Consider the following 15,938-nt stretch of genomic DNA (forward strand, 5'->3'; position numbering starts at 1 on the left):
AAGCAACATAAAAAATTGGCTGAATCGTTAAGAATGGTATAGCAAGGAGGCGAGGCAAATTTGTGTCCCCTCCCACTCTCTTAAAGCGATTGATTTAAAACGGCCGCATCAGAATATTTCAACGCGTTTTCAGGCATCAGATATAATTGTGTAATAAATGTTCACACTCTTTTTCCGGACATACCGGGCGGTTACCCAATAAAAGTCAAAACTGTAAAACACGGGTGAATAATACTCGCGGCAACAGAAACGCCTTACGGCACAGCGCTTGTCTCGTTGGAGTCATTTTATGAAGTTGCCCTTTAAGCCACATCTGCTCGTCCTTCTGTGCAGTGCCGGGCTGTTTGCCGCCTCTGGCGTGATGTTCGTCAAAAGCCGCACAACGGAACCCGTTGCACCGGCCCCTGTCGCACAACAACCTTCAGCACCTGCTCCAGCGCCCGTAGCTGCACCTGCCGTGCAATCCGCGCCTGCTGTCGCACCAACATACACTGCCGCACAAATCGATCAGTGGGTTGCGCCAGTCGCGCTGTACCCGGATGCATTGCTGTCGCAAATTTTGATGGCGGCGACCTATCCGGCCAACGTTATCCAGGCCGCGCAGTGGTCTAAAGACAATCCTAAAATGCAGGGTGACGCCGCTATTCAGGCCGTTGCCGGGCAGCCCTGGGACCCTAGCGTAAAATCACTGGTCGCGTTTCCTCAGTTGATGTCACTGTTAGGTGAAAATCCTCCGTGGGTACAAAGCCTGGGGGATGCTTTCCTCGCGCAACCACAGGACGTGATGGATTCGGTTCAACGCCTGCGCGCACTGGCGCAGCAAACCGGGGCATTACAATCCACACCACAGCAGACGGTCACAACTAGTGTGAAAAATGTGCCCCCACCTCGTACCCAAACTCAAGAAGGTGTAACAGTTCAATCGACGGCCCCACCGGCTCCAACGGTTATTAAAATTGAATCTGCCGATCCACAGGTGGTTTACGTTCCGACCTATAACCCGAATACGGTGTACGGCACCTGGCCAAATACCGCCTATCCTCCCACCTATCTGCCGCCATCGCCCGGTGAGCAATTTGGCAGCAGCTTCGTTAACGGTTTAGGCTTCAGTCTGGGGGTAGCGACAACCTATGCCATCTTCAGCAACATCGACTGGGATGACGACGACGACTGGGACCACCACCATAATAATGATGACTGGGATAATCATGGCGGTTATAACCGCAACGGCGATAACAACATCAATATCAACGTTGATAACTTCAATAAAATCAGTGGTCAACGGCTGACTGACGCCAACCGTACCTGGCAGCATAACCCGGCCTATCGTGAGGGTGTGCCCTATGCAAATAACCAGCTCAATAACCGCTTCCACGCCACAAACACGGCAACCGGGCTCAGTGCGACCCAGCAAAACCCGCAAAGAGCGGTCAACCGCGATAGCCAGCGTCAGGCAGCCATGAGTCAGATGGAGAAATCGACGGGTAAAACGCTTTCTCAGACCGCGCGTCCGGGAACGAAAGATGCTCAGCGCCAGGCATCAAATCAACAGTTGAAGCAGATTTCTCAGCGCAACAACTACCGTGGCTATGACACAAAACCACAAACCGCGAAGCGGACAAGCACGCAACAACGAGAGACTCGCCAGACGACCGCGCAGAGACAGGAGAAACGGGTTTCGCAACCTGCACAGCAACGCAACGTGCAACAGCGAAATACTCAACAGCGCACCAGTCAGCCGCGCGCCAATGCGCTGAGCGGTAACGATAGTCGCTCAGGCAGCTGGCAAGCACAGCAGCAGCGAGGCGCTCAGAGCAGGGAAATATCCCGCAACCAACCATCGCGCCAGGCATCCGGCGGGCGCGCTGAACACCGTGAACTCCGTCATCGTTAAGGGAACCGACATGAAAATGAAATTACTCAGTGGAATGGTGTTGTTCATGGTTTCGGCCACCGCGATGGCACAGCAATCTTTCAGTACACCAGACCAGGCAACCGACGCACTGGCCAGCGCGATAGGTGAACAAAATGAAAGTGCGATGAACAACCTGCTTGGAGAAGACTGGCGCGATTTTCTGCCGCCAGAAGGTGTCGATCCTGATGCCGTTGATCGCTTCTTGCGTGACTGGAAGGTCCATCATAATACCGTCGTCGAGGGCAATACCGCGCACCTTGTTGTCGGGGACAGCGGCTGGCAGTTGCCAATCCCGGCGATCAAAACCACATCCGGCTGGCAATTTGATATGCAGCAGGCCGCCGAAGAGATCCAGACTCGCGAAATTGGCCGCAACGAACTCGCCGCCATCGAGGCATTACACGCCTATGTGGATGCTCAGCAGACCTATTTTGCGATGAACCAGAAGTATGCGCAGAAGGTTGTCAGCACGGAAGGGAAAAAGGATGGCCTGTACTGGCCCGTTGCACCAGGCGAAGCGCCAAGCCCTCTGGGACCGGCCTTCAGCCCGCAAGAGCCTGGCACGGGTTATCACGGTTATCGTTTCCGCATCCTTCCCGACAAAACCAGCGGCTTTGCGATGGTGGCCTGGCCCGTCAGCTACGGTCATACGGGCGTGATGAGCTTTATGATTAACGGCGATGACACCGTCTACCAGGCAGATCTTGGTGAAGCATCACAAGAAAAAGCGCAGGCGTTGACCACCTACGCCCCGGATAAAAGCTGGCAACCCGTCACGCAGTAAAACCGAGTAAACCGTAGGCCGGGTCAGCGCGAGTGCTACCCGGCAGGTTATCTGAAATTACAGCTCGTTACAGGCAAAAAAAACGCCTCCGAAGAGGCGTTTCTTACAAAGTCAGAAGATTACTTCTTCTTCGCTTTCGGGTTCGGCAGGTCGGTAATGCTACCTTCAAAGATTTCTGCCGCCAGGCCCACGGACTCGTGCAGAGTCGGGTGTGCGTGGATGGTCAGCGCGATGTCTTCCGCATCACAACCCATTTCGATCGCCAGACCGATTTCGCCCAGCAGCTCGCCGCCGTTGGTACCGACAATCGCACCACCGATAACACGGTGAGATTCTTTGTCGAAAATCAGTTTAGTCATACCGTCTGCACAGTCAGAAGCGATAGCACGGCCAGAAGCAGCCCACGGGAAGGTGGCGGTTTCGTAGCTGATGCCTTTTTCTTTCGCTTCTTTCTCGGTCAGACCGACCCAGGCAACTTCTGGTTCAGTGTAGGCAATGGACGGAATCACTTTCGGATCGAAGTAGTGTTTCTTACCAGCGATAACTTCAGCGGCAACGTGGCCTTCATGAACACCTTTGTGCGCCAGCATCGGCTGACCGACGATATCGCCGATAGCAAAGATGTGCGGTACGTTGGTACGCAGCTGTTTGTCCACGCGGATAAAGCCACGGTCATCAACTTCAACGCCCGCTTTGCCTGCATCGAGGTTTTTACCGTTCGGTACACGACCAATAGCAACCAGTACGGCATCGTAACGCTGTGCTTCAGCAGGTGCTTTTTTGCCTTCCATGGAAACGTAAATACCGTCTTCTTTCGCTTCAACGGCAGTCACTTTGGTTTCCAGCATCAGGTTGAATTTCTTGCTGATACGTTTGGTGAAGACTTTTACCACGTCTTTATCGGCAGCAGGGATAACCTGGTCGAACATTTCAACCACGTCAATCTCTGAACCCAGCGCATGGTAAACGGTCCCCATTTCCAGACCGATGATACCGCCACCCATAACCAGCAGGCGTTTTGGTACGGTTTTCAGTTCCAGTGCGTCGGTGGAGTCCCACACACGCGGGTCTTCGTGCGGAATAAATGGCAGTTCAATCGGACGGGAACCCGCCGCGATGATAGCGTTGTCGAAGTTGATCACGGTTTTACCGTTTTCGCCTTCAACTTCCAGGGTGTTAGCCCCAGTAAATTTACCCAGACCGTTTACCACTTTCACTTTACGGCCTTTAGCCATACCAGCCAGACCGCCGGTCAGTTGAGTGATAACTTTTTCTTTCCAGGTACGAATCTTGTCGATATCGGTTTTCGGCTCACCGAAGACGATACCGTGATCGGCCAGTGCTTTCGCTTCTTCGATAACTTTTGCTACGTGCAACAGCGCTTTAGAAGGGATACAGCCGACGTTCAGACAAACACCACCAAGGGTGCTGTAACGTTCTACGATGACGGTCTCCAGACCTAAATCTGCGCAACGGAAGGCAGCAGAGTAACCTGCCGGGCCTGCCCCAAGTACCACGACTTGAGTTTTGATTTCAGTGCTCATCATGACCTCTTAATTTATACCCGTCGTCCACCGGGTCGTTCTATCCGCCGGTATTTTACAAAATTGTTAACAATTTTGAAACAACAAACGGCAACCGATTTGTCTTTCGCACAATAACCTCACTGACTTCATGAGATTACCAGAAAAAAGCCGGCCGTCGGGCCGGCTTTTTCGCTTACATCACCAGACGGCGAATGTCAGACAGCGTGTTGTTGATGATGGTAATGAAACGAGCACCATCAGCACCGTCAATCACGCGGTGGTCAAAGGAGAGAGAAATCGGCATCATCAGACGCGGAGTAAACTCTTTACCATTCCACACCGGTTCAATAGCCGACTTGGACACGCCAAGGATAGCCACTTCAGGCGCGTTCACAATCGGTGCGAAGTGGGTAGTCCCCAGGCCGCCGATGCTGGAGATAGTGAAGCAACCGCCCTGCATTTCGCCAGCCGTCAGCTTACCATCACGCGCTTTCTTAGAGATCACCGTCAGTTCACGAGACAGCTCGGTAATGCTCTTCTTGTTCACATCTTTAAAGACCGGAACAACCAGACCATTTGGCGTATCGACCGCAACACCGATGTTGATGTATTTCTTCAGCGTCAGCTTCTGCCCATCTTCGGACAGGGAGCTGTTGAAGCGTGGCATCTGCTCAAGAGCCGCTGCGACCGCTTTCATGATGAAGACTACTGGGGTGAATTTCACATCCAGTTTACGCTTCTCAGCTTCGGCGTTCTGCTGTTTACGGAACGCTTCCAGATCGGTGATATCGGTTTTATCGAAGTGGGTAACGTGCGGGATCATCACCCAGTTACGGCTCAGGTTAGCGCCAGAGATTTTCTGGATGCGACCCAGTTCCACTTCTTCGATTTCACCAAACTTGCTGAAGTCCACTTTCGGCCAAGGCAGCATGCCCGGGATACCGCCGCCAGCCGCAGCTGCCGGTGCAGATTCAGCGCGTTTAACCGCGTCTTTCACGTAAGCCTGAACGTCTTCGCGCAGGATACGACCTTTACGGCCAGACCCTTTCACTTTCGCCAGATTCACACCGAATTCGCGCGCCAGGCGACGAATCAGCGGCGTTGCATGGACGTAAGCGTCGTTTTCTGCGAAGTCAGATTTGCCTTCAGCTTTTGCGGCCTGAGCCGGAGCTGCGGCAGGTGCAGGTGCTGCGGCCTGAGCCGGAGCAGCCGCTTGCGCAGGGGCAGCAGCCGGTGCCGCGCCTTCAACTTCGAAGACCATAATCAGAGAACCGGTTTTCACTTTATCGCCGGTGCTGATTTTGATTTCTTTCACGGTACCCGCGAACGGTGCCGGCACTTCCATCGACGCTTTGTCACCTTCAACGGTGATCAGTGACTGCTCAGCGGCAATTTTATCGCCCACTTTGACCATCACTTCAGTGACTTCAACTTCATCACCACCGATGTCCGGTACGTTAACTTCTTTAGAGCCAGACGCTGCCGGAGCCGCTGCGGCTGCCGGTGCAGCAGCCTGAGCTGGTGCCGCGGCTGGCGCGCTACCAGCGACTTCGAAGACCATAATCAGGGAGCCAGTAGACACTTTGTCGCCGGTGTTGATTTTGATCTCTTTCACGGTACCCGCGAACGGTGCCGGGACTTCCATAGAGGCTTTGTCGCCTTCTACGGTGATCAGAGACTGCTCAGCCGCAACGGTGTCGCCGACTTTGACCATAATCTCGGTGACTTCAACTTCGTCGCCGCCGATGTCCGGTACGTGTACGTCTTTCGCTGCTGCCGCAGCAGGTGCAGCTGCCGGAGCGGCTGCTTGCTTCTCTTCTGCCGGAGCAGGTGCAGCAGCTGCTGCACCGTCGGCGGAATCGAAAATCATGATCAGTTTGCCGGTCTCAGTTTTGTCGCCAACAGAGACTTTGATCTCTTTAACGATACCCGCATGAGGGGACGGAACTTCCATAGAGGCTTTATCGCCTTCTACGGTGATCAGCGACTGTTCAGCTTCAACTTTGTCGCCTACTTTGACCAGGATCTCGGTGATTTCAACTTCATCAGCCCCGATGTCCGGTACATTGATTTCGATAGCCATGTTTCTTTTACCTCTTACGCCAGACGCGGGTTAACTTTATCTGCATCGATATTGAATTTGGTGATAGCGTCAGCAACCACTTTCTTATCGATTTCGCCACGTTTAGCCAGTTCGCCCAGTGCCGCTACAACCACATAGGAAGCATCAACTTCGAAGTGGTGACGCAGGTTTTCACGGCTGTCAGAGCGACCGAAGCCGTCAGTACCCAGTACGCGATAATCATCAGCCGGTACATAAGTACGAACCTGTTCGGCAAACAGTTTCATATAGTCAGTAGATGCTACAGCCGGTGCGTCGTTCATCACCTGAGCGATGTACGGAACGCGCGGAGTTTCCAGCGGATGCAGCATGTTCCAGCGCTCACAATCCTGGCCATCACGCGCCAGTTCAGTGAAGGACGTGACGCTATACACGTCAGAACCTACGCCGTAGTCGTTCGCCAGGATCTGCGCTGCTTCACGGACGTGACGCAGGATAGAACCAGAGCCCAACAGCTGAACTTTACCTTTCTTACCTTCGAGGGTTTCGAGTTTGTAGATACCTTTACGGATACCTTCCTCAGCACCTTCCGGCATTGCCGGCATGTGGTAGTTTTCGTTCAGCGTGGTGATGTAGTAGTAAACGTTCTCTTGTTTCTCACCGTACATACGCTCCAGACCATCGTGCATGATGACCGCAACTTCGTACGCGTAAGACGGATCGTAAGAGATACAGTTCGGAATAGTCAGAGACTGAATATGGCTGTGACCATCTTCGTGCTGCAGACCCTCACCGTTCAGCGTCGTACGACCAGAAGTCCCGCCGATCAGGAAGCCGCGCGCCTGCTGGTCACCCGCCTGCCAGCACAGGTCACCGATACGCTGGAACCCGAACATGGAGTAGTAGATGTAGAACGGGATCATCGGCAGATCGTTGGTGCTGTAAGAGGTCGCAGCCGCCAGCCAGGATGCACCAGCACCCAGTTCGTTGATACCTTCCTGCAGGATCTGACCTTTTTCGTCTTCTTTATAGTAAGCAACCTGCTCACGGTCCTGCGGGGTGTACTGCTGGCCGTTCGGGCTGTAGATACCAATCTGACGGAACAGACCTTCCATACCGAAAGTACGTGCTTCATCGGCGATGATCGGCACCAGACGATCTTTGATCGACTTGTTCTTCAGCATCACGTTCAGGGCACGAACGAAAGCGATAGTGGTGGAGATTTCTTTGTTCTGCTCTTCCAGCAGCGCACCGAAGTCTTCCAGCGCCGGCAGCTCCAGCTTCTCAGTGAAGTTAGGCTGACGAGCCGGCAGGTAGCCGTGCAGTTTCTGACGCTGAGCGTGCAGATAGGTATGCTCTTCAGAACCTTCCGGGAAGGTAATGTAAGACAGGTTTTCAACCTGCTCATCGGTAACTGGAACGTTGAAACGGTCGCGGATGTAACGCACGCCGTCCATGTTCATTTTCTTAACCTGGTGAGCGATGTTTTTACCTTCGGCGGTGTCACCCATGCCGTAACCTTTGATGGTATGGGCGAGGATTACAGTTGCTTTGCCTTTGGTTTCCTGCGCTTTTTTCAGTGCAGCGTAAACTTTCTTCGGATCGTGACCGCCACGGTTCAGCGCCCAAATCTGCTCGTCAGTCCAGTCAGCAACCAGTGCTGCGGTTTCCGGGTATTTACCGAAGAAGTGCTCACGAACATACGCGCCGTCTTTGGATTTGAAGGTCTGGTAGTCGCCGTCAACGGTTTCGTTCATCAGCTGGATCAGTTTACCGCTTGTGTCTTTACGCAGCAGCTCATCCCAACGACCGCCCCACATGACTTTGATAACGTTCCAGCCAGCACCTGCGAAGATGCCTTCCAGTTCGTTAACTATCTTGCCGTTACCGGTGACCGGGCCGTCAAGACGCTGCAGGTTACAGTTGATAACAAAGACCAGGTTGTCCAGTTTTTCACGGGTCGCGATGGTGATAGCGCCTTTAGATTCTGGCTCATCCATCTCGCCATCGCCCAGGAAGGCATAAACGGTCTGCTTAGAGGTATCTTTCAGGCCACGGTGTTCCAGATACTTCAGGAATTTAGCCTGGTAGATAGCACCGATTGGACCCAGACCCATGGATACGGTCGGGAACTGCCAGAATTCCGGCATCAGTTTCGGGTGCGGATAGGAAGACAGGCCTTTGCCATGAACTTCCTGACGGAAGTTGTTCATCTGCTCTTCAGTCAGACGACCTTCCAGGAATGCACGTGCATAGATGCCCGGAGAGATGTGGCCCTGGAAGTAAATCAGGTCGCCGCCATCCTGCTCGTTGCGTGCACGGAAGAAATGGTTGAAGCACACATCATATACCGTTGCGGAGGACTGGAAGGATGCCATGTGGCCACCCAGCTCGAGGTCCTTTTTAGACGCACGCAGTACGGTCATGATGGCGTTCCAGCGGATAGCAGAACGAATACGACGTTCCAGCTCCAGATTGCCCGGGTATTCCGGCTCATCTTCAACGGCAATAGTGTTTACATAATTGCTGGCCCCTGTACCTGCCGCTACTTTCACGCCGCCTTTGCGGGCTTCTGAAAGCAGTTGGTCGATCAGATACTGAGCACGCTCAACACCTTCTTCACGGATGACCGATTCGATCGCCTGTAGCCAGTCGCGAGTTTCGATCGGATCCACGTCATTTGGGAAACGTTCTGACATGGGGGTATTCCTTATCTATCTAATACGTTGAGTTATCTGGAACCTGTCCCATTACGTTCTCGCCAGAGAGCGTAATAAGACAGGTTCTGCGTTTAGTTGCCGCGCACTTTAAATGGCGCTTGATTTACAACATCTTCTGGTTAACTTGCTGCCAGAAAAATCACTAATTCTTTCGTTGCTCCAGGCGGCGTAAGGCGCGTTCACGACGGCTTTCCTCACGGCTTCTGTCCAGGAGAATTTCTTCGATAAACGCCAGGTGACGGTGGGACGCTTCGCGCGCCTCTTCCGGCTTCCCGGCGATAATCGCTTCAAAAATACGCGTACGGTGACTGCTTACCAACGGCAGCATATCCCGACGCGAATACAGCAATTCAAAGTTTTGACGAACGTTCTGGGCCAGCATCGGCTCCATACAACGGAGCAAATGGAGCAGTACCACATTGTGCGCCGCTTCGGTGACAGCAATTTGATACTGGAGAACGGCATCAGATTCGCCGTCAAGATCGCCGGACTGTTGGGCAAGCTCGATCGCATGGTGGAGTTCACGGATACGCGTTTTATCTTCATCCGTGCTGCGTAGTGCGGCGTAATAAGCAGCAATACCTTCCAGCGCATGGCGCGTCTCAAGCAGGTCAAACTGGGATTCAGGATGGTCGGAGAGCAACTCTACCAGTGGGTCGCTAAAGCTCTGCCACAGGCTGCTCTGAACAAAAGTGCCACCGCCCTGACGACGAAGCAGCAAACCCTTCGCTTCGAGACGTTGGATCGCCTCGCGCAAGGAGGGACGGGAGACGTCGAACTGTTTTGCCAGTTCACGTTCCGGTGGGAGTTTTTCTCCGGGGCGAAGTGTCCCCTCAAGAATTAAAAACTCCAGCTGCTGCTCAATCACATCGGAGAGTTTTGGTTGGCGGATTTTGCTGTAGGCCATGATTTCCTGTCTTAAGCCATTTGCCCGGAGTTAATTGGTCTTACCAATTTCATGTTCTTGACGCTAAAGTAACAAAGTATTCACCTTCTGTCCATACAGGTTTTGATTGAAATCAGTAAAGGAGGCATATTTTAACAACATTACAGAAATAACGTTTCAAACATGTAACTATGCACAAATGTTAAATTTACCCACCACGAGGTAGTTTTAACGTAATTGAAACGAAAAATTATCCCATCTGAACCGATTCACCTGCTTAAATATCGATTTAAAAAGCAAAATTAACGAATAAAAATTCAAAATGGAAATTTTGTGGTAGATAAACTCGCGCTTACAAATGGTTTCTTTTTATTCAACTCGTCATCCTCCCTTCATAAAGCAGGTGCATTCGCGCTCGCATAACATTATTCTGATCAAGACAAAAGTATTTAGGCAACATTTTACTAAGCATCACCGTAAACAAATTAATACAACAAACGGAATTGCAAACTTACACACGCGTCACTGCGTGGTTCAAAATATAAGTACTCGAAAGATGAAGAGTAAAACCACACACGAGGTTTCATGATGGAAAGTCAACAGCATGGCGATCAGCTAAAGCGCGGTCTTAAAAACCGCCATATACAGCTTATCGCGCTGGGTGGCGCGATAGGCACCGGGTTATTCCTCGGTAGCGCGTCCGTTATCCAGTCTGCAGGGCCAGGGATTATCCTGGGTTACGCTATCGCCGGTTTTATCGCCTTTTTAATTATGCGCCAGCTAGGTGAAATGGTGGTTGAAGAGCCGGTAGCCGGTTCCTTCAGCCACTTTGCCTATAAGTATTGGGGCGGGTTCGCTGGATTCTCCTCCGGCTGGAACTACTGGGTGCTGTACGTTCTGGTTGCCATGGCTGAGCTGACTGCCGTCGGAAAATACATCCAGTTCTGGTACCCGGAGATCCCTACCTGGGCCTCTGCCGCCGTCTTTTTCGTGGCCATCAACGCTATCAACCTGACCAACGTAAAAGTATTCGGTGAGATGGAGTTCTGGTTTGCCATTATTAAGGTTATTGCGGTCGTGGCGATGATCCTGTTCGGTGGCTGGCTGCTATTTAGCGGCAACGGTGGCCCGCAGGCCAGCGTCAGCAACCTGTGGGATCAAGGTGGCTTCCTGCCACATGGCTTCACCGGTCTGGTGATGATGATGGCCATTATCATGTTCTCCTTCGGCGGGCTGGAGCTGGTCGGAATCACTGCGGCTGAAGCGGATAACCCGGAGCAAAGCATTCCAAAAGCGACCAACCAGGTTATTTACCGTATCCTGATTTTCTATGTAGGTTCATTGGCCGTCCTGCTCTCCCTGATGCCGTGGACGCGCGTAACGGCAGATACCAGCCCATTTGTCCTTATCTTCCACGAACTGGGCGACACGTTTGTGGCTAACGCACTGAACGTCGTGGTGCTGACCGCCGCCCTGTCTGTCTATAACAGCTGTGTGTATTGCAACAGTCGTATGCTGTTCGGTCTGGCTCAACAGGGCAACGCGCCAAAAGCGCTGATGAACGTGGATAAACGTGGCGTTCCGGTGAATACCATCCTCGTCTCCGCGCTGGTCACCGCCCTGTGCGTCCTGATCAACTACCTGGCACCGGAATCTGCCTTTGGCTTACTGATGGCACTGGTGGTCTCTGCGCTGGTGATCAACTGGGCGATGATCAGCCTTGCACACATCAAGTTCCGCAAAGCGAAACAACAGCAGGGCGTCGCCAGTCGCTTTCCGGCGCTGTTCTATCCGCTGGGTAACTGGGTTTGCCTGATTTTCATGGCGGCAGTGCTGGTGATTATGCTGATGACGCCGGGCATGGCAATCTCCGTTTACCTGATCCCGGTGTGGATTGCTATTCTTGGCGTCGGTTATCTGTGTAAGCAGAAAACAGCCAGAGCGGTTAAAGCACATTAATTTTCACCCCCTGCCTGCAAAGGCAGGGGGTGTTACCTGCCTCACACTTTCCCACAGACGACTATTTCATCCATATCAGCGGCGCTATCCTGCAACGCAAAAACACGTTCACCAGACAATAATTCTCTCCATATCTTATTTATGGAGCGCAGTTGATGGAAACCAGTAAACTGTCGGTGAAAGAAAAAATCGGCTATGGTATGGGCGATGCCGGATGCAACATCATATTTGGCGCTATCATGCTGTTTGTTAACTATTTTTATACTGACATATTTGGCCTCGCCCCTGCATTGGTCGGCGTTTTATTACTCTCAGTTCGCGTTATTGATGCCGTAACTGACCCTATAATGGGCGCAATGGCCGATCGCACACGCAGTAAATATGGTCGGTTTCGTCCATGGCTTTTATGGATGGCTTTCCCCTACGCATTATTCAGCGTACTGATGTTTACCACCCCAGAGTGGACGTACAACAGCAAAGTTATCTATGCGTTTGTCACTTACTTCCTGCTGTCTATCACCTACACGGCGATCAATATTCCCTACTGCTCACTCGGCAGCGTCATCACCAACGACCCGAAAGAGCGTGTCGCCTGCCAATCTTATCGCTTTGTGCTGGTGGGCATTGCCACTCTGCTACTTTCTCTCACTTTGCTGCCGATGGCTGACTGGTTCGGTGGAGAAGACAAAGCGAAGGGCTATCAGATGGCGATGGCCGTGCTGGCCTTTATTGGCATGTGCATGTTCCTGTTTTGCTTTGCGACAGTACGCGAGCGCGTGCGTCCTGCCGTCCAGACCAACGACGATTTAAAAGCCGATCTGAAAGATGTCTGGAAGAACGATCAGTGGGTAAAAATCCTGTTGTTAACCCTGTGCAACGTCTGCCCGGGCTTTATTCGCATGGCTGCCACCATGTACTACGTCACCTGGGTTATGCAACAAAGCACGCACTTTGCCACCTTGTTTATTAGCCTCGGCGTTGTCGGCATGATGATCGGCAGTATCCTGGCGAAGGTGTTAACCGACCGCTGGTGCAAACTGAAAGTGTTCTTCTGGACCAATATCGTACTGGCGATTTTCTCTGGCGCGTTTTACTTCTTCGATCCAAAAGCTACCGTGATGATTATGGTGCTCTACTTCCTGCTCAACATCCTGCATCAGATCCCTTCTCCGCTGCACTGGTCGTTGATGGCCGATGTCGATGACTACGGCGAGTGGAAGACCGGAAAACGCATCACCGGTATCAGCTTCTCCGGCAACCTGTTCTTCCTGAAACTGGGTCTGGCGATTGCCGGGGCAATGGTCGGATTCCTGCTCTCCTGGTACGGTTACGACGCAGGTGCTAAAGCACAAAGCGAGTCCGCCATTAACGGTATCATGCTGCTGTTCACCCTTATTCCGGGCGTGGGCTATCTGATTACTGCTGGCGTAGTTCGTCTGCTGAAAGTTGACCGCGAGTTTATGCAGCAAATCCAGTCAGACCTGGAAAAGCGTCGCGCCAACTACCGTGAATTGAATGAGTATCACGACATTAAATCTCCTGAAAATGCAAGGAAAGCCTGATGAATCAGTGGCCTAACCCCTTTATCGAACAGCGTGCCGATCCGTTTATTCTCCGTGACGGCAGCCACTATTATTTCATTGCTTCTGTACCGGAATACGATCGTCTGGAGATCCGGCGGGCTGACTCCCTGGAAGGACTACGCACCGCCGCTGCGGTGGTTGTCTGGCGCAAACCAGACAGCGGCCCGATGAGCGAACTGATCTGGGCACCGGAGATCCATCATATTGCTGGCAAGTGGTACATCTATTTTGCCGCTACGCACACTCAGGCACTCGACAAGCTGGGAATGTTCCAGCACCGCATGTTCGCCCTCGAGTGTGCTGATGCCGACCCGCTAACCGGCACCTGGACAGAGAAAGGCCAGATTAAAACGCAGTTTGATACCTTCGCCCTGGACGCCACCACTTTTAACCACCAGGGAAAGCAGTGGTATCTGTGGGCGCAAAAATCCCCCGATATTGCCGGGAATTCCAATATTTATCTCGCGGAGCTGGAAAATCCGTGGACGATTAAAGGCGAGCCGGTAATGCTCAGTCATCCAGAGTACGACTGGGAGTGCCGTGGCTTTTGGGTCAACGAAGGCCCTGCCGTGATGGTGCACGGCGACAAACTGTTCATCAGCTATTCCGCCAGCGCCACCGACGAAAACTACTGCATGGGGTTACTGTGGATTGATCTCAGTGCCGATCCACTGAACCCGGATAACTGGCACAAATCTCCGCGTCCTGTCTTTACCACCAGCTACGAGAATCGTCAGTTCGGACCGGGACATAATAGCTTTACGCAAACGCCGGAAGGGGAAGATGTACTGGTGTACCATGCGAGGAACTACACCGAGATTGAGGGCGACCCGCTATACGATCCCAACCGCCATACACGTTTGAAACTCGTACGCTGGGACGAAAACGGCATGCCGGATTTCGGCATCCCGCCTGCTGATACATTCTAAAACCATTGCCCGGTGGCGCTGCGCTTACCGGGCCTACATATGGTGTAGGCCGGATAAGCGTTAGCGCCATCCGGCATAACGCTATACTAATGTCCCATAAATGGTCAGTAACGCAATAATCACCACCACCACAAACGATGTCTTTTTCGCCAGCGCCACGGCGGCTTTTGGCGTTTCGACTTTATCGGTGTGCGGTTCGCGCGCCAACGAGAACTGCGCCAGACGTGTTAACACCTGATACTGCGAAGTATGCAAATCCGCCAGAGAAGCAAACCACGCAGGCAGCGCCTTCTCACCATGCCCCAACAGCGCATAAACCACACCCGCCAACCGCACGGGGATCCAGTCCAGCACATGCAGGATCGCATCAATTCCTGACTGCAAACGCTGATGCGGTGTCTGATAGCGTGCCAGCCAGGACTGCCATGCACGTAAAAAGGCATAACCGACCAGCGTCACCGGACCCCACGCGCCGCCGACAATCAGCCAGAACAGCGGTGCCAGATAAAAGCGAAAGTTATTCCACAACAGCGCATTTTGCAGCTCGCGTAAATACTCACGCTCATTGCACTCCGGCGGGACGCCATGGATCAGCGTTAACTCACTGGCCATCGCCTCACGGGCATGGGCATCATTGCGCAACGCCGCATTCAGGTACGCATGATAATGCAGACGCACCTTACCCGCGCCGATGCACAGCACGCCAATTAAGATCCACACCACCAGCAGCGGAACGTTAAACAGCAGCCCGTACAGCGCACGCAGCAGCAGGAATGTCACCCCCATCGCTATCATTGTCATGCCAAGGGTTCGGGCCATAGAAAAATGCTTAATCCGGCGAAAAAAGGCTTCCGTTCGGTGATCGAGCTGCCAGTGTTCACCCAGCTTAAACAAGCGCTCAACGATCAGCACCAGTAATGTTGTAAACAGCGTCATGTCATCTCCTTGTGTGACGAGGGGGTGACCAGAGCGCGAAACCTTTCCCAGTCAAAAGACGCGCCAGGATCGGTCTTACGCTCGGGCGCAATATTGCAATGCCCAGTTATGTTATTGGCAATCGCCGGATAACGCTGAATCAGGACATGCGTTACAGCCGCCAACTGCTGGTACTGCGCATCGGTATAGGCCAGCGTATCCGTCCCTTCCAGCTCAATACCGATCGAAAAATCATTACAACGCTCACGTCCCTGATAGTTCGACACGCCCGCATGCCAGGCACGTTTATCAAAAGGGACATACTGGACGATTTCACCATCGCGGCGAATCAGACAATGGGCCGAAACGCGCAAATGGGCGATTTCAGCAAAAAAAGGATGGGCGTTAGGATCAATTGTTCCCGTGAATAACGCGTCGATCCACGGACCACCAAATTCACCCGGCGGCAGGCTAATATTATGCACTACCAGCAAAGAAGGGTTTTCGTCATCCGGGCGGCAATCATAATGAGGAGAAGGAACGCGTCGCGCCTCCGCCAGCCAACCCTTATCTAACAACATGCAGAATCTCCTTATTGGTGGTGCTCATATCGGGTTCAGGGTAGCATGTTTCTCTCTTATGATTCGTTAGCTATTTGG

The 15,938-nt window shown here is 52.6% G+C and carries 11 protein-coding genes; 5 read left to right on the plus strand and 6 right to left on the minus strand.

Features of this window, described 5'->3' with window-relative positions:
• Positions 1-289: 289 nt before the first annotated feature.
• Both FCH32_RS07775 and FCH32_RS07780 read left to right on the plus strand, forming a co-directional pair.
• Positions 290-1,894, plus strand: coding sequence for a DUF3300 domain-containing protein (locus FCH32_RS07775; protein ID WP_174360716.1), 1,605 nt, complete (start codon positions 290-292; stop codon positions 1,892-1,894).
• Between the two features lie 10 nt (positions 1,895-1,904).
• Positions 1,905-2,699, plus strand: coding sequence for a DUF2950 family protein (locus tag FCH32_RS07780; RefSeq protein WP_174360717.1), 795 nt, complete (start codon positions 1,905-1,907; stop codon positions 2,697-2,699).
• 119 nt (positions 2,700-2,818) lie between these two features.
• On the opposite strand, the gene lpdA is transcribed toward FCH32_RS07780, so the two are convergent.
• From lpdA to pdhR, 4 genes are all read right to left on the minus strand, one after another.
• A complete protein-coding gene (gene lpdA, locus FCH32_RS07785) occupies positions 2,819-4,243 on the minus strand; it encodes a dihydrolipoyl dehydrogenase (protein ID WP_096758280.1) in 1,425 nt (474 codons plus the stop codon).
• 175 nt (positions 4,244-4,418) lie between these two features.
• Positions 4,419-6,308, minus strand: a complete 1,890-nt coding sequence (aceF, locus tag FCH32_RS07790) for a pyruvate dehydrogenase complex dihydrolipoyllysine-residue acetyltransferase (protein WP_174360718.1) — start codon at positions 6,306-6,308, stop codon at positions 4,419-4,421.
• A 14-nt stretch (positions 6,309-6,322) separates the two neighbouring features.
• Positions 6,323-8,986 (minus strand): pyruvate dehydrogenase (acetyl-transferring), homodimeric type, encoded by a 2,664-nt coding sequence (aceE, locus tag FCH32_RS07795; RefSeq protein WP_096758282.1) that lies wholly within the window; start codon positions 8,984-8,986, stop codon positions 6,323-6,325.
• A 163-nt stretch (positions 8,987-9,149) separates the two neighbouring features.
• The gene (pdhR, locus tag FCH32_RS07800; RefSeq protein ID WP_096758283.1) at positions 9,150-9,914 is read right to left on the minus strand and encodes a pyruvate dehydrogenase complex transcriptional repressor PdhR; all 765 of its coding nucleotides are present in this window, start codon (positions 9,912-9,914) and stop codon (positions 9,150-9,152) included.
• Between the two features lie 564 nt (positions 9,915-10,478).
• Between pdhR and aroP the strand changes: the two genes are divergently transcribed.
• The 3 genes from aroP to FCH32_RS07815 all read left to right on the plus strand — a co-directional run bounded on the left by aroP (position 10,479) and on the right by FCH32_RS07815 (position 14,364).
• Positions 10,479-11,852: an aromatic amino acid transporter AroP gene (gene aroP / locus FCH32_RS07805; protein WP_115259442.1), complete on the plus strand. Its 1,374-nt coding sequence runs from the start codon at positions 10,479-10,481 to the stop codon at positions 11,850-11,852.
• A 155-nt stretch (positions 11,853-12,007) separates the two neighbouring features.
• On the plus strand, positions 12,008-13,414 hold the full coding sequence (locus FCH32_RS07810) for a glycoside-pentoside-hexuronide (GPH):cation symporter (protein ID WP_115259443.1): 1,407 nt from the start codon (positions 12,008-12,010) through the stop codon (positions 13,412-13,414).
• Positions 13,414-14,364, plus strand: coding sequence for a glycoside hydrolase family 43 protein (locus FCH32_RS07815; protein WP_115259444.1), 951 nt, complete (start codon positions 13,414-13,416; stop codon positions 14,362-14,364). Before FCH32_RS07810 ends, FCH32_RS07815 begins: the two co-directional genes overlap by 1 nt.
• A gap of 81 nt (positions 14,365-14,445) precedes the next feature.
• On the opposite strand, the gene ampE is transcribed toward FCH32_RS07815, so the two are convergent.
• On the minus strand, positions 14,446-15,300 hold the full coding sequence (gene ampE / locus FCH32_RS07820; protein WP_096758287.1) for a beta-lactamase regulator AmpE: 855 nt from the start codon (positions 15,298-15,300) through the stop codon (positions 14,446-14,448).
• The gene (gene ampD / locus FCH32_RS07825; RefSeq protein WP_096758288.1) at positions 15,297-15,860 is read right to left on the minus strand and encodes a 1,6-anhydro-N-acetylmuramyl-L-alanine amidase AmpD; all 564 of its coding nucleotides are present in this window, start codon (positions 15,858-15,860) and stop codon (positions 15,297-15,299) included. The genes ampE and ampD overlap by 4 nt, the downstream gene beginning before the upstream one ends.
• Positions 15,861-15,938 lie beyond the last annotated feature (78 nt).

The sequence above is a fragment of the Citrobacter gillenii genome, assembly GCF_013337685.1.
Lineage (GTDB): Bacteria > Pseudomonadota > Gammaproteobacteria > Enterobacterales > Enterobacteriaceae > Citrobacter > Citrobacter gillenii.

Coding starts and splice junctions, on each gene's coding strand:
- FCH32_RS07775 (WP_174360716.1), top strand. CDS start 290: ATGAAGTTGCCCTTTAAGCCACATCTGCTCGTCCTTCTGTGCAGTGCC.
- FCH32_RS07780 (WP_174360717.1), top strand. CDS start 1,905: ATGAAAATGAAATTACTCAGTGGAATGGTGTTGTTCATGGTTTCGGCC.
- lpdA (WP_096758280.1), bottom strand. CDS start 4,243: ATGAGCACTGAAATCAAAACTCAAGTCGTGGTACTTGGGGCAGGCCCG.
- aceF (WP_174360718.1), bottom strand. CDS start 6,308: ATGGCTATCGAAATCAATGTACCGGACATCGGGGCTGATGAAGTTGAA.
- aceE (WP_096758282.1), bottom strand. CDS start 8,986: ATGTCAGAACGTTTCCCAAATGACGTGGATCCGATCGAAACTCGCGAC.
- pdhR (WP_096758283.1), bottom strand. CDS start 9,914: ATGGCCTACAGCAAAATCCGCCAACCAAAACTCTCCGATGTGATTGAG.
- aroP (WP_115259442.1), top strand. CDS start 10,479: ATGATGGAAAGTCAACAGCATGGCGATCAGCTAAAGCGCGGTCTTAAA.
- FCH32_RS07810 (WP_115259443.1), top strand. CDS start 12,008: ATGGAAACCAGTAAACTGTCGGTGAAAGAAAAAATCGGCTATGGTATG.
- FCH32_RS07815 (WP_115259444.1), top strand. CDS start 13,414: ATGAATCAGTGGCCTAACCCCTTTATCGAACAGCGTGCCGATCCGTTT.
- ampE (WP_096758287.1), bottom strand. CDS start 15,300: ATGACGCTGTTTACAACATTACTGGTGCTGATCGTTGAGCGCTTGTTT.
- ampD (WP_096758288.1), bottom strand. CDS start 15,860: ATGTTGTTAGATAAGGGTTGGCTGGCGGAGGCGCGACGCGTTCCTTCT.